This window comes from Streptomyces sp. BF23-19 (genome assembly GCF_041106355.1).
In the GTDB taxonomy this organism is placed as follows: domain Bacteria; phylum Actinomycetota; class Actinomycetes; order Streptomycetales; family Streptomycetaceae; genus Streptomyces; species Streptomyces virginiae_A.
This window is the reverse complement of record NZ_JBGBPT010000070.1, coordinates 13,391-36,974: the sequence shown is the minus strand read 5'-3', so window position 1 is coordinate 36,974 and position 23,584 is coordinate 13,391. Positions and strand designations below refer to the sequence as shown.

Here is a 23,584-nt window from a genome sequence, read left to right as displayed (position 1 = left end):
CGATTTTCTCGGCGAGTGTCCACACCTGTCATCAGCCCCGTTCCTGAGACTGAGCGGCCGAGTTGGCCCCTTAGCGCTTGAGTTGGCCCCGCTGAGTGTTGTTGTTGGCACGCAGGGTAGCGGTTGGCGCGCCGACCTGCTGTCCAGCTGGCCGGTGCACCCGCTGACGTAGCGCGCCCCCGGATCCGGTAGCTTGAACGCGTTCAAGTCATCGGGTCCGGGGGTTGGTCATGCAGGCCGCTGCGCGAGCGAGTATTCATCCATGGCAGTTCGGCCTCGTGCTGTGCGCCTTGATCACCCCCCTACCGGTGCTGATCGTGTGGTTCGCGGATTCCGGCATCACGGCGCTCGCCTTCGCGACCGCCGCGGTGGTCTCCGTGCCGTTGTTCCTGTACGCCCGGCCGTCCGGCTTCGTCTACGTCGCGGGCACCATCGCGGCGCTGCTGGTGCTGTGGTCGTTCATCGGCGCCATGGCCGGGATGTTCCTGTTCTTCCCCTCGGCGCTGCAGCTCCTGCTGGCCACCGGGGCGGACCCGCGCGAACGCCCGATCGCCGCCAAGGTGATGGCCGGTGCCGGACTCCTGCTGTCGGCGGCGGTCGTGGTGCAGTCGTTGAGGCCCTGAGCGCTCCCAGGGGGTGTCCGGCTAGCGGGTGCGCGGCCATGTCCCATCGAGCTTGATCGCGCGCGGCCCTGCAGTCGCCTCCGGCTGGTCTGGCGGACCCTGGAAGAGGTACACGCAAGACGTGAGGGAGGCCCTCGTGACGCTCAGGCCGCCGGTGGAGCCGATGCTGGCGCAGGCCGCGGAAGCCGTGCCGGGCCCGGCCGCATTGCGGGCGGGGGTCGCGTACGAGCAGAAGCTGGACGGTCACCGGGCGCTGCTGTTCACCGCGGCCGGCCCGGGCGGCACGGTGCTGGTGCAGACCCGCCGCAGGGCGTTGGTCCAGGACCGCTGGCCGGACCTGGTGGCGGCCGCCGAGGCCCAGTTGCCGCACGGCCTGGTCCTCGACGGCGAACTGGTCGTCTGGGACACCGAGGCCGGCCGGTTGTCGTTCGAGGCGTTGCAGCGCCGGGCCGCCACCCGCGCCCGCGGCGCCGCTGGCCTCGCCGCCCGGTGGCCGGCCTTCTTCGTCGCCTTCGACCTCTTGCAGCACGACGGCCAGGAGCTGCTCACCCGCCCGTACGCCGAGCGGCGCGCACTGCTGGAGAACCTGTTCTCCGAGCACGCCCTGACCGCGCCGTGGACGCTGTGCCCGCAGACGATGGACCTGGCCAAGGCGCGCGAGTGGCTGGAGTCCTGGACGGACGTGTCCGGGGTGGAGGGGATCCTGATCAAGCCCCTGAACGGCCGCTACCTGCCCGGATACCGCGGGTGGACCAAGATCCGAAGGCGGGACACCACGGAAATGATCGTCGGCGCGATCACCGGCACCCTGACCCGCCCCGGCCTGCTCGTCCTCGGCCGCCACGACCAGGACGGCCGGCTGCGCGCGGTCGGCCGGACCGTCCCGCTGCGCCGGGACGCCGCCCGGCAGGTCGCCGAGCACCTCACCGCGGCCGCGCCCGGACACCCGTGGACAGGAGCGAAGTTCTCGGCGACGTGGGGGAGCCGCGACACCCTCGACACCACCCTCGTCCACCCCGTCCTGGTCGCCGAGGTCAGCGCGGATCGCGCCATCGACCACGGCGGCGTCTACCGTCACCCGCTCCGTTTTCAGCGGCTGCGCCTGGACGTCGGGATCGAGGACGTACCCAGGTTCGGTGAGGGGCCGGCGGCGGCCGTCGGCTGACCGGGCCGGGGTGGGTGCAGTGGCGTTTCGCCGGTGAACCGTGTGCGCGGGCGAGTGAACCGGGCCGGGGTGGCCTGTTGGTGACGGTGCGGTGGCCGGTAGAACCGGCCCATGATGATCATGACGCGGTCCGCTGCTGCGGTCGCCGCTGCTCTCGCCCTGACCCTGTCTCTGCCCACGGCCGCGCACGCGGCCACCCAACCCGCCGCCCCGGCTCCGGCCGTGGCTGTCGTGCCGCAGGTGTTGCCGATCGGGGTCGCGGTGTCCGCGCTGCCGCTCGCCACCGAGGACCGGACCGGCTACCAGCGAACCTCCTTCCGGCACTGGAATGCTGGCGACATTCCGGCGGACGGCTGCAACACCCGCGCGGAGGTGCTCCTGGCAGAGGCGGTGGTGTATCCGGAGATCGGGCCGGGCTGCACCCTGAGCGGCGGGACCTGGTGGTCGTACTACGACGAGCGGGAGGTGACCCCGGCCGGGGCCCTGGACATCGACCACATGGTCCCGCTCGCCGAGGCCTGGGACTCCGGGGCATCGGCCTGGACGGCGGCGCGGCGGGAGGCGTACGCGAACGACCAGGGTCAGCCGGCCTCGCTGGTTGCGGTGACGGCCCGCTCGAACCGGTCGAAGGCGGACCAGGACCCGGCGGAGTGGCTGCCGCCGGCGCCGGATGCGCTGTGCCGGTACGGCGCGGAGTGGACCGCGACCAAGCTCCGCTGGGGGCTGGCGGTCGACGAGGCGGAGCGCGACCGGCTGCTGGACATCGCGGCCGGCTGCGGCGGCACCGACGTGGAGTTCACCCCCGCCCCGTAGGGCCTGTGCGGACGGGTTGAGGGGCCGCCGCCTCGATGCGCGGCGGCCCTTCGTCATGCCGCGCCGAGCCACGTGGCGGCCGAGCGGTGCGCGATACCGGGCGGCGTGGGTCAGGGGTGGAGGTAGTCGTTGAGGTAGGTGCGCGCCGCGGCCTCGCTCGTACCGAGCGCGGTCGCCACCACCTTGAGCGGCACGTCATGCCCGCCGAGTTCGTACGCCGCCTCCGGGCCGACCTGGGCGATGACGTACCGCAGGTCCGCGAGGGCCTTCAGCGCGACCAGCGGCTCCTCGACGGCGAGGCCGTTGAGAACGCGGACAAGGTCGGTGAGGAGATCGGTGAGTTCCGCGGGGAGCGGTGCGGCCCCTTCCCGGATCACCGACAGGTGGGCTTCGTAGTCCGCGATCGGCCCGGACAGGTCGACGTCCACCTCGTACAGCGGCTTGTCGGCGGGGAGGGCGGTCCAGTCGAGGGGGTACTCGGCCGCGCCCCGCCAGCCGCACGAGCAGCTGCCCCGCAGGACCGCAGCGCGCGGCCGGCCGTACCGACCGTCATAGACGTGCCACTTCGTCGACGACGGTACGTACGGGCCGCTGCCCACGTCGAAGTAGACCGGGCCCGGCTCGCTGCCGTCGGCCAGCAGCACCCCCACCGACCCCTCGTGCGCGGCCCCCAACGCCTTCAACGCCCTGTCCATGACGACCAACCCCTCCCCGGCGGCTACGCGATCGGCCTGCCGGCCGGCCTGCGACGTCCAGGCTGCCGGGCCTCGGGTGCCTGTGTACCGAGATCTACCGAAAGCGGTACGGGACACGGCCCCGCGGCTTCCCGCGACGGACGAAGGCACGTCGCCCATGGTCCATCGGGCTGCCGCAGAGGGTGACATGTTTGCGAATCACGGACCCGTGTACGAAGAATTCCGCAGAACGGCTGTTACTCGATCCACTGGTCCGGGCGGGTGAGGCGGGGGAGGAGTGCGCCCGGTGGTGCGCCGGAGCGTGTCGACTCTGATGCCCGGTTTGTGGGGCGGGTGGGTGTAGCGGTCAGTGGATGTCAGGGGCACGCTCGGGCGGAATGCGTGCATCCGGCAGGCGACTGTGACGGATATGTCCACGTCTGGTAACCGGCGTCGGCGGGGGCTGCCGTGGGGTCCGTGTCGGGTCGAGAGTGTGGCCCTCGGCTCATCCGGGCCGACTCGGCAAGCGCCTTCACCACCGTGTTTCGGCTGGTGGGGTGCTGTTCTTGAGGGGCGCCATCTATGTCTTCCGCTTCTTCCTCCGTACGCCGTATCGCCGCCACCGTTCTGGCGGCCGGCGCGATCGTCTCCGCCGCCGCTCTGCCGGCGTCTGCCGCGGACGGTGACCGCCACCAGCAGCGGCACCCGCGGGTGGAGATCAGCCGGGTCCAGGCCGACAGCCCCGGACGTGACGACCGCTCGAACCGGTCCCTGAACAACGAGTGGGTGGAGATCACCAACACCACCCGCGACGCCATCAACCTGCGCGGCTGGACCCTGCGTGACAACGACGGCAACCGCTACCGCTTCGACAACGTCCGCATCGGCGCCCGCGCCACCATCCGTATCCACACCGGCAACGGCCGCGACACCCGCACGGACCTCTTCCAGGACCGCCGTAACTACGTCTGGGACAACAACTCCGACACCGCCACCCTGCGCGACGACCGCGGCCGCACCGTCGACACCGAGACCTGGGGCCGCCGCCGCTAGGACCGCGACCGCGGGCCCCGCACGATGTCGGGGTCCTGCGTGACATGACCACACGGGCCGTCGCCTCACCGGGCGATGGCCCGCACTGCTGGGCAAGCTGCCACACCGAAGGGGGATGTCGGTGGTGGCGGAGACCATGGGGAGATGAGCGCCGGTATCGCGCCCGAGGGCCCGCACACGGGTGTCGACGGGTTGTGCGAGGGCATCCGGGGCGCCCTCGAAGGATGGGTGCCCGGGATGCTCGGCGTCCACGTTCACCGGTCGGTGTCGGGGCCGGCGGAGGTGGCGCGGTTGGTCGGTGCGGTCGCGGACGCCGCCGAGGTCACGGTGCTTCCCGGCGACGGTCCGACTGCGCGGGCCGAGTTGTACACGGCGGCCGCCAAGGCCCTTGAGGCCGCCAGCGGGCGGCCGGGGACGGATGTGCGTGCGGAGCTTGCTGCCGTGCGCGCGGGGTGTCGGCGCGCGGCGGTCGCTGTCGGTCTGCGTGTTCCCGTCGTCTTCTGACCGGGGTGGCGGTATACCTCTTATAGGTGGGAACATCCCGGTTTGGTTGACCGTTCATGTACCTGTGGGGTGCGGGAAGGGACTGTGTCCCCGGGACCGACCTGTGCCTGTGGGGAAGATCGTTCGGCTGAAGCCCCGCAGAGCCCTCCGCCGTGAGGCGACCACCCTTTGCCGCCCCACCCCTTGACCGCTCCGCCCGGCACCCCCCCCGCCGGTCGGGGCGCGGCCCCGACCCGGCCTCCCCCCGGGCCGGTCTGGGCCCCTTACTCCCTTCCCTCACCGCCTCTCCGGCACCGCACGGGCCGATGGCGCGCTGCCCTCCGGCTACACGTGCCGCACCGGCGAGACAGCTCCCCGCTCGGCGCCGCATTGTGGTCAGAGATCTGCTGTCCAGCCCTGCTCCGCAGGGGCGTTGGAGGGGGAAGTCTCTCTGCTGAAGTCGTTGAGCAGCGGCCTGCGGAGCAGGGCTGGACAGCAGATCTCTGACCACAATGCGGCGCCGAGCGGGGAGCTGTCTCGCGCACGGTGCGGGTGCGAGTGGGTTGCGCCGGTGAACCGGGCGCCCGCTCCTTGTCACGCCTTCTGGGCCGGTACGGGTGTCCGGGGCTGGCTTCGTGTGTGCCTTGCGTGACGTGAGGGGAGAGTTGCTGGTCAGGGTAGGGCGCGGCGTGGTTGTTCTTGTCTGTTGTGGGTGTTGGTGTGGGTGTCCTGGTTGTCGTCGGTGAGGAGGTGGGCGAGGAGGAGGCCGGTGGCGCGTTGGCTGAGGCCTTGGGCGGCGGTGATGAGGCGGGTGTGGTCGTGGGCGGGTAGGGACACGGCGATGCTGGAGGCCCGGCCGGGTAGTCCGAGGGAGAACGCGACGCAGACTTCTTTCTCGGAGTATTCGAGGAGGTCGAACTGGGCGGCGTGGGGGCCGGGCTCGTCGAGGACGTCGAGCAGGGCGCGGGGGCTGGTGATGGTGCGTTCGGTCAGTTGCACGGAGGGGTAGCGGGTGAGGTGGTCCATGCGGGAGTCGAAGTCGAGTTGCGCGAGGAGGCTCTTGCCGACGGCGCTGGCATGGGCGGTTTCGGTGAAGGGGGCCCACTCGTGGACGGGTGGGGCGGAGGCGCTGTGTGCGCAGCCGTTGACCTCGATCTCGCCGTGGGTGTAGGTGCTGATGTAGACGGCGGCGCCGAGGTCGTCGCGGAGTTGTTCGAGGGCGATGTTGAGCATCCGCCGGTGGGGATCCGCCTTGGTGACGAGGTCGAGGACGGGGCCGGTGAAGTAGGCGCCGCCGACGGTCTCGATGAGCCGCTGTTCGAGGAGCCAGTCCAGCAGTCGCACGGTGGTGTTCAGCGACATCCTGGCCTTGTGCGCCAGGGCGCGGCTGTCGATGCCGCCGGCGGTGCTGATCACGTGGAGCAGGTCGCGGGCGCGCTGGGTGGTCTGCCACTTCTGGGGCACAGGGGTGGGGGTGTTGCGGTGGCGGGCCATGTCGTTGAGGACGGCGGGGCGCAACGCGTTCACCGACCAGGGCTCCGTCGTCCCCTGGCTGTTGTCGGTGTCCGCCTCGGCGGCGGCCTGTCGCAGCAGATGCACCGCGGCCGTGGTCGCGTCGGGCCGCAGGTCGGGGAGCGGCAGACGGAGCCCGCCTTGGGCGGGGGGCAGTGCGGCCAGGTGAGGCCGCCGACCGCCGGCCGTCGCCGGCCGGGGGACCGGCCCGTACTCGGGGACCTGGGGGGCGGGCACGAGGTGCAGCTGCGGCTGCTCGCCCCCCACCGCGCCGGCCGTCGTGGGAGAGCCGCCGGTGTCGGGGTGCAGCAGGTGCTCGGGCACGCCCAGCCCCGCGCGGACCTCCTCGAAGTACTCCTTGTCCTCGGGCTGTCCGGGCTCCACGTCGGGGAGACGGCGGGCGAGCGCGGCCAGGAAGCGCGCGGCGTCACCGTGGCCGTGCCGGGCGGCCTCGGCCACCAGGAACCGCGCCTCGTCCGTCCAGTCCGCCCCCGCGCGCAGTGTGAGCGCGGCCATGCGGAACATCGCTCCCGGGTGGCCGGCGGAGGCGGACTCGCCCAGCCAGTCCGCTGCCACGGTCAGCTCACCCCGGCGCAGCGCCTTCGACCCGAGCAGGTACAGCGAGTTCGCCCGCTCCCACCCGTCCCGGTCCAGCCTGTACAAGCCGCTCAGCGGACCGAAGTCCCCTTGGGGCCGATCCCAGAAGTCTTCCGGCCCGGCCAGCTTCGCCAGCAGCTCCACCAGCCCGGCCGACGGCGGAAGGTCGCGGCTGTCGTCGTTCAAACGGGTCACCACCGTCACCTGTCCCTCTTCCTGCGTCCTGATGATTTCCGGTGCGCATCACGGATGAACGCCTGCAGCGCGTGCCGCAGCTCCACAACCGCGTTGTGACGCTCCTGGTGGAGTCGTCGGGCGCGTATGCCGAGGGCGGCGGCGATCTCGACGTCGGTCAGGCCCTGGATCTGCAGCCGCACCACCTGCCGGCGCACCGACGACGGCATCGCATCGATCGCCCCCACCAGCAGGTCCCGCATCGGGTCCATATCCCCGACCGCCACCTGCTCCGGCGACGGGGCCAGCGACGTGGCGGACGACTCCACCCTGTCCCCGACCAGTTCCTGACGCGCCTGCGCGTTCAGCTGGTTCAGAGCCAGGTTCCACGCCGACCTACGCAGGTACGCGGTCAGGTTCACCACGTCACCCAGCAGCCCTTCGGCCGCCCGCGTGATCACGTTGGACACCGCCTGATGCACGACGTCCTCGCACGCCGCCCACGACAGCTTTCCGCCGGTCTTCCCGCGCAGCACCGCCGGCTCGTCATCCAGGAACTCCAGTGCATCCGCGACGAGCTGTTGGGCCTGCTCGGAGTCGGCCCACCCGCTGCCGCGACTTCCTTCCTCCCCGGCCGCGCCGGGTTTCACCGCCGCCAACGGCTTGTCCGCGCGTGAGCGCGGTGGTGTCTTGGGCATCTCACCTGCTACCACGGCGCGCGCTCCTTCGGTGAGGGCCACGATGGGTCGGCATCGGGGTCCACCGCCGTGTCGATCAGGATCAGCCCCCTGCGGTCGGCGACCGTCACGCGCACCCGGGAGGGTCCGGACACCTCGACGTGCACCGTGACCGGCACCCGTCCGGCCGTCGCCGGGACCACGGCGGCCGCGTCCTCCTGAGGGGTTTCCGGTACTGCCGTGCGGGACCTGCGGTCACGGCACAGCTTCATCAGGGCGGCCGCCAAGGCAGCCACCGCGCCCACAGCCGGGGGGACCCCGGTCCAGTCGAAGGGCATCTGAAGTCGTTCTCCATCTGCGGTCGGTACGGGCACGGATCGCGCCCACGCAACCCAGACAGCCGACCCACCCTCCTTCTCCCTTCAGCACCCCCTGAATCACCCATTCGAGTGACAGTCGCCGTCCGTGGCCACCTCCCGTAGACAGCAGCCGAACATCTCCACAGCCCGCTGGCCTGCATCAAGGTGGGGAGTCGGTTGCGGACCGGGTCGGGAGCCTGCGGCTGACCTTGACCAGCAACCCGGCCCCACCGGCCTCGCCGGCCCAGCAGCACAACGCTGGCGGCGACGGCCCCTGGTCGCCGCTTTCACCGATGTGGGACTGCAGGGCTGGCGAGCGACGTCGCCTGGCTGCGGGCGTCGGCTCCGCGACAGCGGCAGTCACGCCCGCGGCGGTGGGTGCGGCCGTGGCCTGTTGTTGTGAGCGCGCCGGAAGCGGGCGGCCGCTTCATCGGGCTGTTGCCGCCCGGGGTCCGTTGCCGGGGGCTCAGGACAGAGGGGTCGGTTTGCGGGGTGGGGGTACGGCGCGAAGGAGATCCCACAGGGGGCGGGATCCGGCGGCCCACTGGGCGAGGAGGCGGCGATCGACCAGGTGCAGGCGCTGGGACTTGGCGAAGGTGACGGCGTTGCTTGTAATCCGGCCGTTGGTGAGCATGACCAGCACGTCACCTCCGTGGACCTGTCGGCTGGTGCCGTTGAGGACGTGGAGATCTGGGGTACCGACAGGCTTCCCGGCCGAGCCGGCTTTGCGATGCTTGCACTGGATGACCCAGCGCCGGCCGTACGGGTCGGTGGCTTTCACGTCCGCGCCGTTGTCGCCGCGGCCGCCGACCTGGAGGGCATCCCGGCAGCCGTCGCGGTGCATCAGGTCCCGGACAGCGAACTCGAATTCCCGGTGGTGCAGCCGGTCCAGCTGCTCGACCGCGTAGCGCAGGCCCTGGGAGCGTACGAGCTCCCACTGCGCTGCCTCTCTCCGCCGCCACACCCACACCCCGCCCGCGGCCGCCACCGCCAGGAGGGCAAGCACCACCACCCAGGGATGCGCGGCCAGCCACCGCAGCACCCCCACCACCACACCGAGGACCACCACGCCCACCAGGGCGAGCAGCCCGAGCTTCTCCAGGTCCGTGTCCTGACGCCTGCGGGGACGCCGGCCCCGGCTCGAACGCCGAACGTGCGGGCGCCGGCTCACGGAGTGCTCCCCGGGCTGGGGAAGACGATCGGATACGAGACCGTCGGCGTCGGCACCACGACCGGCGTGTCCCACCCCGGCCACTTGATCGGATACACCGTCGACTGCGGCCCCGGCACCTGCTCCACCGGAGCAGCGCCACCCATCGGCTTGCTGCCAAGAACGAACATCGCCACCACGAACATGACGAGCAGGCCGACCTGCTTGCTGGAACCGGCGGGGTTCCGCCAGTGCGCCCGCACGATCGACCCGTTCCGTAAGTGCTCCCGGACAGACGGCATTCAAAATTCCTTCCCAGCCAGGCTGCGCTCCCCGCACAGCGCCTCCATGAAAGCACCTGGCTCTGACACCACGTCACTCCGCGATCACATCAGGTGATCATTTCGGGTTGGGGAGGACACCAGCTGACCTGCGCGAGGCACGCCATGTGGGAGGCCGAAGGCGGCGCGTGGACCGCGTGCGGTCGGCCGCACCATCCGCCTGCGACCTGACACGGCCGGGCAGGTCGGCGAGCACCTGGCCACGGCCGTTGCCGGACCGACGAGCCGGCCGCCCTGACGGCGGGGCGTTCGGGGCGTCGGTGGGCCGGCTGACTGCGCCGGGAATGGCACGGTTGGCGGTGCTGGGGGAGGTGCGGGTGATCGACCGGTTCCGGTCGGGATCAGGAAGCCTGCGCCTCACGCTGGCCTGGCCGGCCGGCCTGCGCGGCACCGCCGCGTCAGGACCGGCGGGCGGACCGGTCCGCCACGGCATCGCGTACGCGGGGCCGGGCGAGCGGTGCGTGTGCAGGCGATACGACTGCGGCGGCGTAGTTCCCGTCTCCTGGTGCCAGGAGCACGGCGACGCCGTGGGCCCGGTGCTGGAGTGGCATTCAGGCAGCGGGATCCACTGCACCGACCACTCCCGCCACGCGGCCACACGGCCTCTCCGGGGTCGGGCAGACTGCCACCACGACGGACGACGATATGACCGCCCTGCACACGACGGCGGCCGGCCCGACGACCGGGTCGTAGACCAGGCTGGGCAACCGGTCCCGGGCGCAGCGCCCGGGACAGGGCCGAGAGGAAGGACACGCAGCCGGTGGGGGACATCGACGACGCCCTGGACCGCGCGGACCGCGAAGGGTTCACTCAGGAGCCGCCCAAGACCCTGAAGGGCCGGATCAACTTCCTGGTCAGACAGCTGAAGTCGACCAAGGCCGTCGCCGAGCAGCTGGGCGTCAGTCAGCGCTCGGTGGAGCGCTACCGCAAGGGCGACCGGAAGACGCCGCCCAAGCACGTGGCGGACCGCATCGACACAGCCGTACGGGCCCGCTGGCAGCCCGTGGTCCGCGGCCGCCGCCGTAAGGAGGCCGCCACGAGCACGGGGATCACGGTGGAGACGCGAGCCCGGTTCGGCTACACCGCACCCGTCGGCACCACCGACGACGGCCGCATGCGACGCCTCACCGTCCACCTTCCGCCCGCGTACGCGCAGCGCCTCTTCGAGGCCCGCGCGGAGGGCGGGAGCGACCAGCACATGCGTGCAATCGTCGCCGAAGGACTGCAGGAAATCTATTTCAAGGACGGCGGAACCCGCGCAAACGGCCTCGAAGTCGAATTCACGGACATCGACTACTTCGACGTTTCCTTCTGAACAGAGGCCTGGCACGTCCTGCTGCTGCGCCGACCTGAGCCGAAGCACGAGAGTTGACACCAAGGCCGGTGTGTTGTCACTCGGGGGCGTCGGCTGGCGTTCGCAGGGGGTAGGGCCGGGGCCCGCCTGCGCAGGCCAGGACTTCTGTTGCTGAGGAGTTCAGAAAGATCGTGAACACGGACGCCATATCCACAGAGTCAATGCGACCGGTACGGAGAGGCTCTTCCCCCGCCTGTCGGAGGATGTCGACAGTGGCGGCAAGGCCCTCGACTATGTGGCCGCGCCGAGCAGCTGTGCGGATTCGAATCGCGAACACACCCGCGTGCCGGTTGGCAGGGACCAGACCGTCCCAAACGGCGAAGGCACCCCCGGCAATCAAGGCGTCACGGGCAGGTCCGCATGCCGGGGTCTGTTCGCGAAGCATGGCGATGAGGTCCTCGCGAGTCACGCTTTGGCCCGGTGACAGGAAGGCCGGCGATCGGCTGTGGGTGACAAGTACCGTGCCTCTCTGGTGACAGTCGGGTTGCTTCGCCCCGGATGCTTGCGCAGCCTATTCGGGGCCGCCAGTGACAGCTACCGAGCTTTGGCACACGACCCCGCGAGCTCGTCACGGTCATGTTGATGCCGCCGAAGCCCGGCCTGGCCCGCCCGGGTCCTCGACGGCCAGCTCGGCCAGCTCGGCGGCCAGACGGGCCCTGCGGGCGGCCGGAGGCGCTGGGGGAGTAGCGGGGCGCGGGCCGGTACCCAGGGGTCGGCGCTCGATCAATCCGCGAGTCCCGGTTCCCCTTTTGAAGGGGGGAACCGGAACCCCTTCCCCGGCGCCGCCGGGGGCCGTGAAGGTGGGACTCGTACGCCCCGCCGAGCGGCCATTCAATAGCCGGAAGGGGCCAGGAAGTCCCGCCCACCTACACACGCAACCCCCTCATTCAAGATTCTTCAGACAGGGGATCGGGGGAGTTCCTGCACGTCAGCGCTATCGAATGGATCCCGCCCGGCCCGCAGCGTGGTGCCAGGCAAAACCTTGCGCCGCCCCTCCTGCTGTCTGGCCGCCCGGTCAAGACACCAGGGGTTGCGGGGCTAGGTGCTCCGCGCCGCAGTCTGCGGATCGTCCGTAGACCAACAACGGGAGGGAACCCCTCATGTCCGCCACCATCGACCAGCAGCCCCAGCCCCAGCCCCAGCCCCAGCAGCCGGCCCCGCAGCCCCCGAGCACCGATCCCGTGCTGCTCCTGGTCATGGGGATCGTCGTCGTCCTGGTCCTGGGCGCCACCGGCTACCTGTGCGTGGTCCACCGCTCGCTGGCCGGGCCGATCGGCGCCGTGGGCGGGGTGGCCTCGGCGCTGGCCGCCGCGTTCGGCGTGGCGCTCGCCCTGCGCCGCCGGTGACCTCCGGTGCCCCGCCGAGTGATTGCCCGGTCCGGGGAGAAACTGGGTGACGTCGCCACCGCGGCCGCGACGTCGTCCTAGTGCTGGGCAAGCTGGCCGCCTCGCGGGCCCGGTGAGGGTTGCACCGGGAGGGGGCTCCACGGTTGCACGTAGAGGTGCACTGCGGGTTGCACTTCCCGGCGATGATCGAGGCGTTCAGGGACAAGCCGGGAACCCTGACCCGCCCTGACGCCCGCCGCATCCTGGCCGTCGCGCCCACGCCTGGCCTGGCAGCCAAGTTGCAGATGTGGAAGCTGACGGCCATGCTCCGGCGGGCTAGCCGCCGCCGGGGCATCGAAACCGACGCGGAACGAATCCAGCAGCTCTTCCGCCAGGAGGCCCCGCGGCAGCTGCCCCTCGTCGAGGACGCCATGGGCAAGCAGGCTCTGGCCCTGTTGCTGCGGCTGTCTCAGCGTGTAGCGCGATAGAACGTGGGACGACCGGCCCCAAAGGCCACGCCGCCGAACTGGTCGATCTCGGTGGGCGCCGCACCAGCTGATGTCTCCCGGTCCTGCCCCGTCCTGCCGTCCAGGACCAGGCTCTCGTCCGCCACCACTTCCCCGTACACGGCCCCGTGCCAGAATCCGCTGACCCTCGGCACGTTCCGGCCGGATCCGTCGGGCAGAGCCCACCGCTTCTCGAGCGAAGTGGCATCGAACACCGCAATGCCCCGACCGGACCCGGTGGCACCACCGGAGCACAGGACCAGAGACTGTTGGTCGTAACGGCATCCCCAGCCCCCGTCAAGGGCCAAGCGCTGCTCGCCCTTGGCAGCGTCAACGACGAGCGTCTTGGCACCGAGCACGGCGGTCAGCAACCCGGACCCGACCCCTGCGGGCCGCTTGGCATCGCTGATCGTCCAACGCTGGTCGCCCGAGGTCACGGACAGTCCGGTAAGGCGCCCTTCCCTGAACCCCGTCCTCTCACCACCGGCGACGATGCCGTCAGCCAGCACCACGGCAAGGAAATCGGCCTTCTTCCAACGGACCGTGCCCGCGACAGGGTCCACGGCGTACGTCGTATCGGCTGCAGTGACCACCACCGTAGTCGCATCTGCTCCGATCACCCGCGCCGCGAGGATTTCGTCTGCGCCGATAGGGGTCGCAGAGAGCCCGGTCGAACTGGGAGCAGCCGGGATCTCGGCTGACCCGGCTGTCTTGCCGGTGGCGGTGTCGACAGCAAGTACCTCGATCACCGCCCGGCCCGGTGCCGTTCCTTCGCCCTTCACCCACCTGTTCCAGGCGGCGTACACCGTCTTCCCATCAGCCGACACGAGGGGCGAGGCGCGGTCGCTGCCGAACCCACCCTTCTCAGCGGCGTTCTTCGGCCTCGCCTCCCACCGCGGCTCTCCGGTCTGCGTGTCAATCGCCTCCATCCCCTCCTCGGCAGTGACGAAGGCGACCCCGTTGGCGAGCGTGACCGCAGGCCGCGACGCTCCCCCGCTCGTCGTACTCGGCTGTCGGGCGCCCAGTAAATCGATCCCTGGCCCTTCGAAACGCATGGGCGGATCGAAGGCGGGACGGCCGGGCTTCGTTACATCGGACCGGGGCGACCCGCTCGTGCCGGGCGACTTCGGGTCCGGCGCGTCACTTCCCTGACTGCATGCGACCAACACCGTCATCGCCAGCGTCGTGCTCACTGCCGCAGCGGCACACTGCCGCATCCGATTTCCCCACCGCATTGCTACCCCGTCTCATGACTGTCACCGATGGCGCCCAACACGATAGTTCGATTCGAGCGCCGACCCGCTGGGTTTTCGTTTCCGACCGCCGGTCCCCGGGGTGTTCCCGAGTCGTGAGTGCGTGTTTCTAATCGTCGGGATCGCGTTGCCTCCAGTTCCGCTTCGTTGCTGACGATCTATGCTGACTAATTCGCCAGGTCAGCCTGCTCCGACTGGCAGGATCAAGGCCATGTCGATGGATCCGCTGCTTGCCAGAGCCCAGGGGCTATGGGAGGACCTGGCCCGGGTGCCGGTGTCGTTCGCGCCGAAGGGTGGTGTGAACGTGGTTGTGTCCCCGGAATCGGGGCTGTGCCCGGTTGGCTGGGTCGGGGTGGTGGCTCTCGGAGGATCGGCGATCGTGACCGTGCCGACTGAGAGTGCGAGCGTGATCGTGCGCGACGCGCTCTGGGGCATGCCGGTGGATTCTGTGGTGGATGCCGCTGCGGTCCGTGAAGTGCTGCCCGTGGCTGGGGTGCTCGGTCCAGCGATGTTGTCGTACGTGTCTCCAGAAGGCTTCCGACCGACCGTTGCACCGCCGATGGTGGAACAACTGCCCGGCCGTCACCCTGCGGTGTGCGGTCTGGAGGAGGCGGCGGGGCACGAGGACGCTGCGGAAGCTGCTCTGGCCGAGACTACGTCGCCCGCGTTCGTGGTTCGCAAGGACGGCCGTGTGGTGGCTGCTGCTGGGTATCAGGTCTGGCTCCGCCGGACCGCTCACCTCAGCGTGCTCACGGCACCAGATGCGCGAGGGCGTGGCCTCGCGCGGGTGACGGGTTCGGCGGCGGCCGCGCATGCTCTCGCTGAAGGATTGTTGCCGCAGTGGCGTGCAGTGTCTGTGGCCTCCCAGCGGGTTGCTGCCGCGTTGGGTTTCGAGGAAATGGGTGCCCAACTCTCCATCGAGGTCGTCCAGGAGAGCCATCGGTGACGACCGGTCTCAGCAGGCTGGCTTTGTAGTCCACCCCGCGCGGTAGCCGCGGGTCAGGCGTCGTGTCATGAGGGCTGAGGTTTCCTCGGCCAGCTGGGGGTGGCCCCCTTCCGCGCGAGGCGCCTGGTCATGAGGGTGATGGCGGCCCAGGTGATCAGGGTTTCGGAGTGCTGGATGAGCCGTTCGTAGTCCCTCGCGTGGCGGCGTGCGTGCATCATCCAAGCGAGCGAGCTCGACAACCCAGCGTCGGGGCAGGATCACGAAGCCGGAGACGTCCTTAGGCCGGCTGACCGGCTTGATCGTGAGGTTGAGGTGCCGTTTGGCCCAGCCGACGAGCTTTCCGGCGTACGCCGAGTCAGCCCAGAGGATCGTGATCTCGGGGTGCATCAGACGCAGGCGGAAGAGGACTTCCTTCGCAGCAGCGGCGTCGTGCAGGTCGGCGGGGGTGGCTATGTCACCCGTTTTGGGGTTCTGGCACAGATCTTGGGGAGCGGTCGCGGAGAGCGACGGTGCCGTTCGATTACAGGGGGAGGGGCGCGAGCCCAGGGCCCCCTGTTTCAGTGCCCCTTTGGTCGCTCATCCGGCACTCATCGGTCGCATGGGCACAGGATCCGGTGTGCGTCGATCAGTGTGAAGGTGTCTTCGCTCCAAGAGCAGACCTCAAGCCACGCCAGATACCCGTCCTCGGCGAACACCAGAACCTCGCCGGCGGTCTCTCCGTCCGCGCCGAACAGTTCCATGTCGGCCACCACCTGCGTGCCCGTAAGCGCGGGTGCAGGTGAAACACCGTCCGCATCGAGACTGAAGTACGTCGAACCGCAGCCGCACGCACAGCACTTCTCCAGTCGGAGATGCCGCATCTGCCGATGCAGCGCGAGACCTGGGTCCACCACCATGCTCAAAACGGTGTCCAGTACGTGAGCAACGTCAGTAGGCAACACTCTGGTCATGTCTGCAAGGTATCTGACCTGCGCAGTACTTCTCGGTTCTCGCGCAGCTCTTGGGGAGCGTCTCGTAGTGCTACTGGAGCAGGATCATCTTTCGGAGAAGTTCGAATCTGGCGCGGCCATAGAGCTGCCGCTTGATCTTCTTGATGCGGTTGACGGCTCCCTCGATACTGCCGGAGCTCCAGTTGAGAGTGAGACCGGCTGTCACTGCGTCGAGGTCTCGGAGCAGATGGAGTGCGAAGCCGGTGAGGCCGGGTAGCTGGCTGGCGTCGACGGCATCGATCCAGGTGGGGAGTGTGGCGCCGAGGCGTCCGGTGAGGATCTCGCCGAACTCGCGGACATGCCTGGAGGCCGTGTCAAGTTCAGGGCAGCGGGCAAGGATGCCCTTCAGTCCGGCGCGGTCATCTTCGGTCAGGGCGGTGGGGTGGCGAGTGAGCCAGCCGGTCACCTGCCGCACCGACGGCGGCCGCGGTGCCGCGTCGGCCGGAGTCCTGCGGAGGGTCGCGATGTGGGCGCGGACCATCTGGTAGGTGACGGGCGCGTTGGCGGCAATGAGTTCGCCGTGCAGTCGGGTGACGCTGGTGCATCCCTCGGCGAATCGCCGCTCCAGGTAGGGCTTGTAGGGGTCCAGCTTGCTGGACCGGGGCCGGTTCTCGCGAAAGGTGTCCTGCCAGCGTGCGGCGTTCGCGTACCGGAGCACGGTGTTGAGACCCCAGCCCAGGTGCCGAGCAATCGCCCGGCGTGAGTGGCCTTGGGCGAGGAGCTCGTGGACCAGGGCGTGTGCTGCCTTCTTCCGTTCGGCCCGCCGGCCGACAGGTGCCGAGTCGTCCTGCGGCCGAGCGGGGTCGGGACGGGTCGCGCCTGGCAGTGTGCCGGTGGGCGACGGGCTGCGCAGGCAGTCGCGGTGGGCGGCGACGCAGGTCTCAACGGCTCGGCCGAGGCCCTGCCACAGATGGAACCGGTCGGCGACCTGCAGAGCGTCGGGGGCGCCGCGGCGGGCGCCCTCGGCGTATGCGCCAGCTCGGTCCCGGCAGATGATCTCCACGCCTGGGTGCTGGATCAGCCAGGCGGCCAGTGGCCCGGCTTCGCGGGTCGGGAGCACATCGACCACGCGATGGTCTTCGACGCTGGTCAAGACGGTGGAGTAGGTCTGGCCGCGACGGATCGCGAAGTCGTCCACGCCCAGCACACGCGGCGTGCTGAACTGTGGATCGGGCAATGCCATGACCCTGCGTAACAAGGTCATCCGTCCCGCGCCGAAGCCCAACTGGGCGGCCAGCCGGGCCCCGGCCCGCCCGGCCAGCGCGAGCCCCACCCGCTCCAGGGCGCGGTTGAGCCGCGTTGTGAACCGTGCGTGAGGGACGGCCAGCCGTGAGAACGGCTCGGCGAACGTCCGGCGCGGGCAGTCCGCCGCTCCGCAGATGAAGCGCCGGACCGTCAGCAGGATCACGAAGCCCTGTTCAGCGAGCGGAAGGTCTTTCAGCCTGCGTTGGTACCGGTCGTGGACTCGGTCCGAGAAGCGACCACAGTCCGGACATGCCGCCCCCACCGCGCGGCCTCTCGCCATCACCTCGACTGTGCCGAACGCGGCCGTCACCGCCTCGACGTCCACATCGTCGATCCCGTCGAACACCAGCGAGTCCCAGAACGGTGCATCGGTCTGCATGACCAGCACCATCACCGCCCACAACCGAGCGCAGCAGCGGCAGGCAGGCACCTGAGGGAGCGTCAATTCTGATCGAGGGATGCCAAGGCGTACGCGGTCTCACGCGAAGCGTCTCCTCGCAATCGAACAACGGGGTAACGCTCCGCGACGACTCCCCAAGATCTGTGCCAGAACCCGTTTTGGGAGGCGTTTTATGACGAGTTGCGATGGCGCTGGGGGCGGCTGGAGGCCCGTGAATAAAGCCACAGCCCCCGTGGCGCTGTCGACCGCGGGCAGGTCCGGCAGCCGTCACACGTCGCCGGTCACCGCCTCGGTTGACAGCATCCAGCCCGGTGATCTTCCCCCAGTGGGCGGCGTCGACATCCAGGCCCAGCAGGGGCGCGTCCTGCGGGCCGTAACCTGGGCACTGACCCCTGCTAGGCCCCGCGCAGGGGGAGGGCTGGCAAGGGTTCGCCGGGGTTGGCCGGGCGGCCTTCGGACAGCCAGAAGAGGTAGTGGCGTAGGTCCTGCGCGAGGCTTCCGTCGATGTAGGCGACGTACTCCCGGCCCCCGCCGGCCGCCTCGCGCTCCTCCGCCCGGCTCGAGACGGACCACGTACGGTCCAGGGCCGCGGCCCACTCCCGCACCCGGCCCCGCTTCCTCCACCAGTCGCGGACGAGCTCCGGGGTCCAGTGGTCGTCACCGTCGCGGGCGTACCCGACCATCGGGTCCTGCGCGACCGCGCCCAGCAGAGCCAGCGCCTGCGCCGTGTCACGGGGCTGCCGGTAGACGAACTCGGCGCCCCACTCGTCGTCGTAGAGCACGTGCGCGGGCGCGATCAGCCGGCCCATCCAGCACGTGTCGGTCCCGGCCCCGTAGAACGGCCCCGGCACGTTGCGCCAGTCGCGTTCCGCCCAGCGTTCGGGGCGGGGGTTCCACCAGCGGCCGCGGTAGTCCGCGGAGGGCAGCCACGTGCCGCCGTCCGGCGCGGGCAGCGGCCCGCTCTCCGCGGCCCGGACGGCCGGCAGTGGGTCCCAGTAGCTCATGCTCCGCATCCTGTCAGACGGCGCGGGTGGGAAGGGAGGCCGCCCAGGTCGATATGGGCAGCGGGCGCAGCCCGTTGGCGCTGCCCCCGCACTGGTGGATCTCATCCGCGTCGCCCGCCAGGGCACTGCCCACCGGCGCCAGGCCCTCGCCGAGCTGGAGGAGTTCGTCTTCGGCCACCGGGGCCGGGTCGGCTACCGCATTGAAGCCGTTCAGGATGCGCGTACAGCCTTGTGTGCGTTCGACCCGGACCGTGCCGTGCGTGGCGTCGTCGCCCTGGGGGCACCGCGGAGGCCATGCTCGCCACGGCGGCCGTGACCGGCCACCTGCTCGGCGGCACCGGCCTCACCAGGGTGCTGGTCACCGTGGCGGTCTGTATGGCGCTGTGGGCTGGGGGCGTGGCCTTCCGCCGGTTCTGGTGTCCGTACATGGGCGCGTGGGTGATCCTGTCCGGGCCGGCTCGCTGGTGCCGGGCTTTCGGAGTCCTGGTCCTCGCCGTGTTCCTCACCGGCATCGTCCGGAACGCACCCGCCTCCCCCTCCATCGCCTCATGTCTGCGACGGAGTCCAGCGGGGTCTGGCAGATCTTGGGGAGCGGTCGCCGAGGGTTACCTTCGCGGTCGTGTGGGGCGTTGTGGGCTGGAGTGATAACTGCGGGCCCAAGCCGTATGGATGTGTTCAACATTCGGGGTCAAGGCCCGCCTGGGCCTGCGCCCTCGGGTGACACCCCGGACCGTTGCCCCCGGTCGGCTGCGGCGATGCGCCGCGGAGTCGCGGAGTCGTGGAAGAGGCCCGGCGGCGCCCGACCCGGATAACGGATAGCGGATAACCAGACCTGCGCGAGCCGTCATTCGCTCGGCCTTAGGTCTGCGGAACGAGGGGTGCCCTGTCGTGCGCCCCTGCCGAACGGGTGAGGGTCGCCGGATTTCGACCCGGTCCGTGGTGTTTGAACTCGATGCTTGGCAGGTCGGGATGGGTTGACGCACGTGGAGAGTGTCATGGCGAACGGTAGTGTCCTGCTGGCTTTGCGCGAGGACCCCTTGGGCCGGGGCGTCGGCGGTGACCAACTGCGGAGGATCGGCAAGGAGCTGGAGAATCGCGGCCTGGAGGTGCGGTGGGCGCGGACCGTCGAGGCGGCCTGCGCCGCCCTGCGTACGGAGGCGGGCCTGTCGGCCGCGGTCGTCGCATGGGACCTGCCGTCCGAGACCGGCGAGGACGGCGACGGCCGGGGAGCGGCCGTGTTGCGCCAGATCACCCGCCGGTTCACGGCCCTGCCCGTCTTCGTCGTCATGAGCGAGGAATCGGACCACGGTCTGGACCGACTCCCCCTGTGGGTGGCGGAGACCGCCGTCGGATACATCTGGCCTCTGGAGGACACGCCGTCCTTCATCGCGGGCCGGGTCTTCAACGCCGCCCGGGAGTACGGCGACTCCGTCCTGCCGCCGTTCTTCAAAGCGCTGCGACGGTTCGACGACGCCCACGAGTACTCCTGGCACACCCCGGCGCACTCGGGCGGCGTGGCCTTCTTGAAGTCGCCCGTGGGCAGGGCCTTCTTCGACTACTACGGTGAGCGGCTCTTCCGCACCGATCTGTCGATCTCGGTGGAGGAACTGGGTTCCCTCTTCGAGCACAGCGGCCCCATCGGGGAAGCCGAGCGCAACGCCGCCCGCATCTTCGGCGCCGACCGGACGTACTTCGTGCTCCACGGCGACTCCACCGCGGACCGTATGGTCGGCCACTACTGCGTCACCGCCGACGAGATCGCCCTGGTGGACCGCAACTGCCACAAGTCGGTGCTGCACGGGCTGGTGATCTCGGGTGCACGCCCGGTCTACCTCGTCCCGACCCGCAACGGATACGGGCTGGCCGGACCGCTCCCGGCGCGCGAGACGGCGCCTGCCGCGGTCGCCGCCAGGATCGCCGCCCACCCCCTGACTCCGGGAGCGGTGTCCCCCGAGGCCCAGTACGCGGTGATCACGAACTCGACGTACGACGGCCTGTGCTACGACACCGTGCAAACCGCGCGCGCCCTGGCTCCCAGCACGCCCCGTCTGCACTTCGACGAGGCCTGGTTCGCCTACGCGCGCTTCTCCCCGCTGTACGCGGGCCGGTACGGCATGGCCGTGGGGCCGGACACCTTCGAGGGCGACGAGCGGCCCACGGTCTTCGCGACCCAGTCGACGCACAAGCTGCTGGCCGCCCTGTCGCAGAGCGCCATGGTCCACGTGAAGTCCTCACCCCGAGCACCGGTCGAGCACCACCGGTTCAACGAGACGTTCATGATGCACGGCACCACCTCGGCGCTGTACCCGGTGATCGCCTCGCTGGACGTGGCCGCGGCGATGATGGACGGACCGCAGGGCGAGTGGCTGGTGAACGAGGCGGTGACCGAGGCCGTGCGGTTCCGGCAGGCCCTCGTCCGCACCGGGCGCCGGATCGCGGAGGCCGGGGACCGGCTGCCGTGGTTCTTCGGCGTCTGGCAGCCCGACACCGTCACCGACCCGGCCGACGGGACCACCGTGGCCTTCGCAGACGCCTCCCCGGCACTCCTGGCCTCCGACCCCCGCTGCTGGGAGCTCGTCCCGGAGGCGGACTGGCACGGCTTCAAGGGACTCGGCGAGGGCCAGTGCCTCCTGGACCCCATCAAGGTGACGCTGACCTGCCCCGGCGTCAACGCGCGCGGCGAGGCGGACTCCTGGGGCATCCCCGCCCGCATCCTCACCGCGTACCTGGCCGGCCGCGGCATCGTCGTGGAGAAGACCGACACCTACACCACCCTCGTCCTGTTCTCCATGGGCATCACCAAGGGCAAGTGGGGCACCCTGATGGACGCCCTCATGGACTTCAAAGCCCTCCATGACGCCGACACCCCGCTGCGCCAAGTACTGCCGGACCTCGTCGAGCGCTACCCGCAGCGCTACAGCGGCACGACCCTGCGCGGTCTCTGCCAGGACATGCACGAACACCTCACCCGGGCGGAACTGATCGACGCCCTGGACACCGCCTTCCAGCAGCTGCCGCAACCCGTCGCCCCACCCCAGGCGTGCTACCGGCAGCTGATCCGGGGCGGCACGGAACGCCTCCCCCTCGCCCAGGCCGCCGGCAGGGTGGCTGCGGCCATGGTCACCGTGACTCCCCCGGGGATCCCCGTCCTGATGCCCGGAGAAGCACTCGGCGCGCTCAACGGTCCGGTCCTGCGCTACCTGTCCGCGCTGGAGGCGTTCGACCGAGCCTTCCCCGGATTCCACAGCGAGGCCCACGGTGTCACCATCGATGCCGACACCGGGGACTACCTCATCGAATGCGTACGCCTGGGCATCCAGATGAAGTGAGCCTCCCCTCGCGTCGTCTTCTGGCCCGGGCAGTTCGAGTAGCGCTCCCCGCCAGCCGGCGGAATCACCAGCCACTGCCAAAACCCGTCAACGAGATCCGGGCCTAACACACACCCGGCCTCGGCCCCCTTCCGGGCGTTCCCGGTGCCCCGGCGGCGCTCGCCACCAAGGCACCGGGAACGCGAGCCCGCCCTACCAACGGGACGGGGCGATGCCGGGATTGCTCGGCCCCGGGCTTCTCCGCCGGGGCCTTGCCACCGGACAGACAGGTACCGAACCGCAGGACCACAACTTCAGTTCGGGTGCGTGCCCTGGCGAGGTTCGGGGCCCTGTACACCTGGGCCCGATCGATCCAAGCCCGGGGTCACAGCCTGGGCGGACCGACCTTCCCCGCCAAACGGTCAGCTCGCCTTCCACACCCTCTCCGATGCCCGTCGGCCAGGAGGGCGCAGGTGGCGTCGACCGCGCGGATGAGCGGCAGACGACGGCCCTGACGCGACTGTTCGCGGCACCAGACACTCAACCAGGACTCACCCCGACGGCACGGGTGGAGTCAGAATGCTCACGGTTCCCCCGGGGTCGGCAAACCACGTCCAAGACGCCCTCCTGTTCGCAGTGGCAGCCGGCGCGGCGGGATGGCTGCTCTGGCTGCGCAAGCCCCGCACCCTGGCGTCCTGATGGGGTCCGGGACGGCGCAGCGTTCCCTTGGGGGTGGCACTTTCACCGGACGCGGGCATGCGGCCGGGCGGGTGCGGCACGCTGGAACCGGCGGGGCCCGGCACCGATCCGGCCCGCACAGGCCGTATGACGGGGAGGGGTGGGGTGTGGTGGACCGGACGCTGAGGGACCTGGGTGCTGCGCACGAGGGCTCGGTCGGGGTGCTGCTGGAGGACGGCACCGAGCCGGGGCCGGTGTACTTCGACGTGGGCAGCGGCTCGCACGTGCCGTCCACCACGGAATGGCACGCGTACGACGGCCGGTTCGGCCGCCCGAAGGCCGCCCTCCTGCGCGGTGCGTGCGCGTGCGGCTGGCGCGGAGCGGCCGAGTACCCCCTCGACTGGACCGTGCTCGACGACCGGAAGCCCCTCTACGAGGCCGACGTCGATCTGACCGGGCCGATCGCGGACTACGGCGCGCACCTGACCGTGGTCCGGGACGCCGCCGTCCCCCTCCCGGAACCCCTCATCGCTCTGCTGACCGACCTGAAGGAGAGCTTGGAGACCACTGCGGTGAAGGATCCGCTCGTGGCGTTGAAGGCCCTCGCGGACCTCAGGTATCTGATCGCCGGGGTGGGTGCGGACGCGGCTCTTGCGGTGCAGGTCGGCCGGATCCCGATGGAGACGGTAGCGACCGCGCTCGGCACGAGCGAGGCGGCCGCCCGCAGGTACGTGAACGGCTACCGCCACCCGTGACAACCAAGGGGGCCAGGCCGGCAACTAGGACCTGCCGACCGGTCAAAGGTGATCGAGGTCATTGAAGTTTTCCGCAGCAGTCGGCGGGTTAGCAGCCAAGGGAGTGGTCGTCAGCGTCCGATCCCCAGAAGCTGCGGATCAGAAGTCGCCCGTGCCCGATCGCCGCTCCGGAACCTCCATGGCCTCAGGGACGTCCGGTC

22 protein-coding genes and 1 pseudogene are annotated in these 23,584 nt (G+C 70.4%); 11 read left to right on the top strand and 12 right to left on the bottom strand.

What is annotated here, in order from left to right; genetic code table 11:
• The first annotated feature begins 290 nt into the window (after positions 1–290).
• From AB8A24_RS31570 to AB8A24_RS31560, 3 genes are all read left to right on the top strand, one after another.
• A complete protein-coding gene (locus AB8A24_RS31570) occupies positions 291–623 on the top strand; it encodes a hypothetical protein (RefSeq protein WP_369478219.1) in 333 nt (110 codons plus the stop codon).
• A 136-nt stretch (positions 624–759) separates the two neighbouring features.
• Positions 760–1,788 (top strand): ATP-dependent DNA ligase, encoded by a 1,029-nt coding sequence (locus AB8A24_RS31565; protein WP_369478217.1) that lies wholly within the window; start codon positions 760–762, stop codon positions 1,786–1,788.
• A 120-nt stretch (positions 1,789–1,908) separates the two neighbouring features.
• Positions 1,909–2,601 carry an HNH endonuclease family protein gene (locus AB8A24_RS31560; RefSeq protein ID WP_369478234.1) on the top strand — a complete coding sequence of 231 codons (693 nt, stop codon included), beginning with the start codon at positions 1,909–1,911 and terminating at the stop codon, positions 2,599–2,601.
• Between the two features lie 110 nt (positions 2,602–2,711).
• Here AB8A24_RS31560 and AB8A24_RS31555 read toward each other — a convergent pair whose 3' ends face one another.
• Entirely contained in the window at positions 2,712–3,296 is a 585-nt protein-coding gene (locus tag AB8A24_RS31555; RefSeq protein WP_328965566.1) for a hypothetical protein, read from the bottom strand.
• Between the two features lie 561 nt (positions 3,297–3,857).
• On the opposite strand from AB8A24_RS31555, the gene AB8A24_RS31550 reads away from it, so the two are divergent.
• Together AB8A24_RS31550 and AB8A24_RS31545 are read left to right on the top strand one after the other, a co-directional pair.
• The gene (locus tag AB8A24_RS31550; RefSeq protein WP_369478216.1) at positions 3,858–4,328 is read left to right on the top strand and encodes a lamin tail domain-containing protein; all 471 of its coding nucleotides are present in this window, start codon (positions 3,858–3,860) and stop codon (positions 4,326–4,328) included.
• Between the two features lie 144 nt (positions 4,329–4,472).
• On the top strand, positions 4,473–4,832 hold the full coding sequence (locus tag AB8A24_RS31545) for a hypothetical protein (RefSeq protein WP_369478215.1): 360 nt from the start codon (positions 4,473–4,475) through the stop codon (positions 4,830–4,832).
• A gap of 651 nt (positions 4,833–5,483) precedes the next feature.
• Here the strand turns inward: AB8A24_RS31545 and AB8A24_RS31540 are convergent.
• The 5 genes from AB8A24_RS31540 to AB8A24_RS31520 all read right to left on the bottom strand — a co-directional run bounded on the left by AB8A24_RS31540 (position 5,484) and on the right by AB8A24_RS31520 (position 9,582).
• Complete coding sequence (locus tag AB8A24_RS31540) at positions 5,484–7,115, bottom strand: IclR family transcriptional regulator C-terminal domain-containing protein (RefSeq protein WP_369478214.1); 1,632 nt, start codon at positions 7,113–7,115, stop codon at positions 5,484–5,486.
• Between the two features lie 5 nt (positions 7,116–7,120).
• The gene (locus AB8A24_RS31535) at positions 7,121–7,792 is read right to left on the bottom strand and encodes an RNA polymerase sigma factor (RefSeq protein WP_369478213.1); all 672 of its coding nucleotides are present in this window, start codon (positions 7,790–7,792) and stop codon (positions 7,121–7,123) included.
• Positions 7,793–7,800: 8 nt separating this feature from the next.
• Positions 7,801–8,109 (bottom strand): hypothetical protein, encoded by a 309-nt coding sequence (locus AB8A24_RS31530; protein ID WP_369478212.1) that lies wholly within the window; start codon positions 8,107–8,109, stop codon positions 7,801–7,803.
• A 487-nt stretch (positions 8,110–8,596) separates the two neighbouring features.
• Positions 8,597–9,301: a restriction endonuclease gene (locus tag AB8A24_RS31525; RefSeq protein ID WP_369478211.1), complete on the bottom strand. Its 705-nt coding sequence runs from the start codon at positions 9,299–9,301 to the stop codon at positions 8,597–8,599.
• Positions 9,298–9,582: a hypothetical protein gene (locus AB8A24_RS31520; RefSeq protein WP_369478210.1), complete on the bottom strand. Its 285-nt coding sequence runs from the start codon at positions 9,580–9,582 to the stop codon at positions 9,298–9,300. Before AB8A24_RS31520 ends, AB8A24_RS31525 begins: the two co-directional genes overlap by 4 nt.
• A gap of 799 nt (positions 9,583–10,381) precedes the next feature.
• Between AB8A24_RS31520 and AB8A24_RS31515 the strand changes: the two genes are divergently transcribed.
• The 3 genes from AB8A24_RS31515 (at position 10,382) to AB8A24_RS31505 (ending at position 12,788) form a co-directional block, all read left to right on the top strand.
• Positions 10,382–10,936, top strand: a complete 555-nt coding sequence (locus tag AB8A24_RS31515) for an XRE family transcriptional regulator (RefSeq protein WP_369478209.1) — start codon at positions 10,382–10,384, stop codon at positions 10,934–10,936.
• 1,139 nt (positions 10,937–12,075) lie between these two features.
• Positions 12,076–12,321: a hypothetical protein gene (locus AB8A24_RS31510; RefSeq protein ID WP_369478208.1), complete on the top strand. Its 246-nt coding sequence runs from the start codon at positions 12,076–12,078 to the stop codon at positions 12,319–12,321.
• Between the two features lie 143 nt (positions 12,322–12,464).
• On the top strand, positions 12,465–12,788 hold the full coding sequence (locus tag AB8A24_RS31505) for a hypothetical protein (protein ID WP_369478207.1): 324 nt from the start codon (positions 12,465–12,467) through the stop codon (positions 12,786–12,788).
• On the opposite strand, the gene AB8A24_RS31500 is transcribed toward AB8A24_RS31505, so the two are convergent.
• On the bottom strand, positions 12,770–13,999 hold the full coding sequence (locus AB8A24_RS31500) for a PQQ-binding-like beta-propeller repeat protein (protein ID WP_369478206.1): 1,230 nt from the start codon (positions 13,997–13,999) through the stop codon (positions 12,770–12,772). The genes AB8A24_RS31505 and AB8A24_RS31500 overlap by 19 nt on opposite strands.
• Before the next feature lie 271 nt (positions 14,000–14,270).
• On the opposite strand from AB8A24_RS31500, the gene AB8A24_RS31495 reads away from it, so the two are divergent.
• Positions 14,271–15,005: a GNAT family N-acetyltransferase gene (locus tag AB8A24_RS31495; protein ID WP_369478205.1), complete on the top strand. Its 735-nt coding sequence runs from the start codon at positions 14,271–14,273 to the stop codon at positions 15,003–15,005.
• Between the two features lie 74 nt (positions 15,006–15,079).
• Here the strand turns inward: AB8A24_RS31495 and AB8A24_RS31490 are convergent.
• The 5 genes and pseudogenes from AB8A24_RS31490 to AB8A24_RS31470 form a co-directional block, all read right to left on the bottom strand.
• Positions 15,080–15,452 (bottom strand): annotated as a pseudogene (locus AB8A24_RS31490) (transposase); the annotation flags it as partial.
• A 140-nt stretch (positions 15,453–15,592) separates the two neighbouring features.
• A complete protein-coding gene (locus tag AB8A24_RS31485) occupies positions 15,593–15,955 on the bottom strand; it encodes a hypothetical protein (RefSeq protein WP_327380642.1) in 363 nt (120 codons plus the stop codon).
• Between the two features lie 70 nt (positions 15,956–16,025).
• Positions 16,026–17,618, bottom strand: a complete 1,593-nt coding sequence (locus tag AB8A24_RS31480; RefSeq protein ID WP_369478204.1) for an ISL3 family transposase — start codon at positions 17,616–17,618, stop codon at positions 16,026–16,028.
• 416 nt (positions 17,619–18,034) lie between these two features.
• On the bottom strand, positions 18,035–18,643 hold the full coding sequence (locus AB8A24_RS31475; protein ID WP_369478203.1) for a ferredoxin: 609 nt from the start codon (positions 18,641–18,643) through the stop codon (positions 18,035–18,037).
• A 13-nt stretch (positions 18,644–18,656) separates the two neighbouring features.
• Positions 18,657–18,821 carry a hypothetical protein gene (locus AB8A24_RS31470; protein ID WP_369478201.1) on the bottom strand — a complete coding sequence of 55 codons (165 nt, stop codon included), beginning with the start codon at positions 18,819–18,821 and terminating at the stop codon, positions 18,657–18,659.
• A gap of 817 nt (positions 18,822–19,638) precedes the next feature.
• Here AB8A24_RS31470 and AB8A24_RS31465 point away from each other — a divergent pair.
• Both AB8A24_RS31465 and AB8A24_RS31460 read left to right on the top strand, forming a co-directional pair.
• On the top strand, positions 19,639–21,972 hold the full coding sequence (locus AB8A24_RS31465) for an Orn/Lys/Arg decarboxylase N-terminal domain-containing protein (protein ID WP_369478200.1): 2,334 nt from the start codon (positions 19,639–19,641) through the stop codon (positions 21,970–21,972).
• A gap of 827 nt (positions 21,973–22,799) precedes the next feature.
• Entirely contained in the window at positions 22,800–23,384 is a 585-nt protein-coding gene (locus AB8A24_RS31460) for a hypothetical protein (protein WP_369478199.1), read from the top strand.
• Positions 23,385–23,584 lie beyond the last annotated feature (200 nt).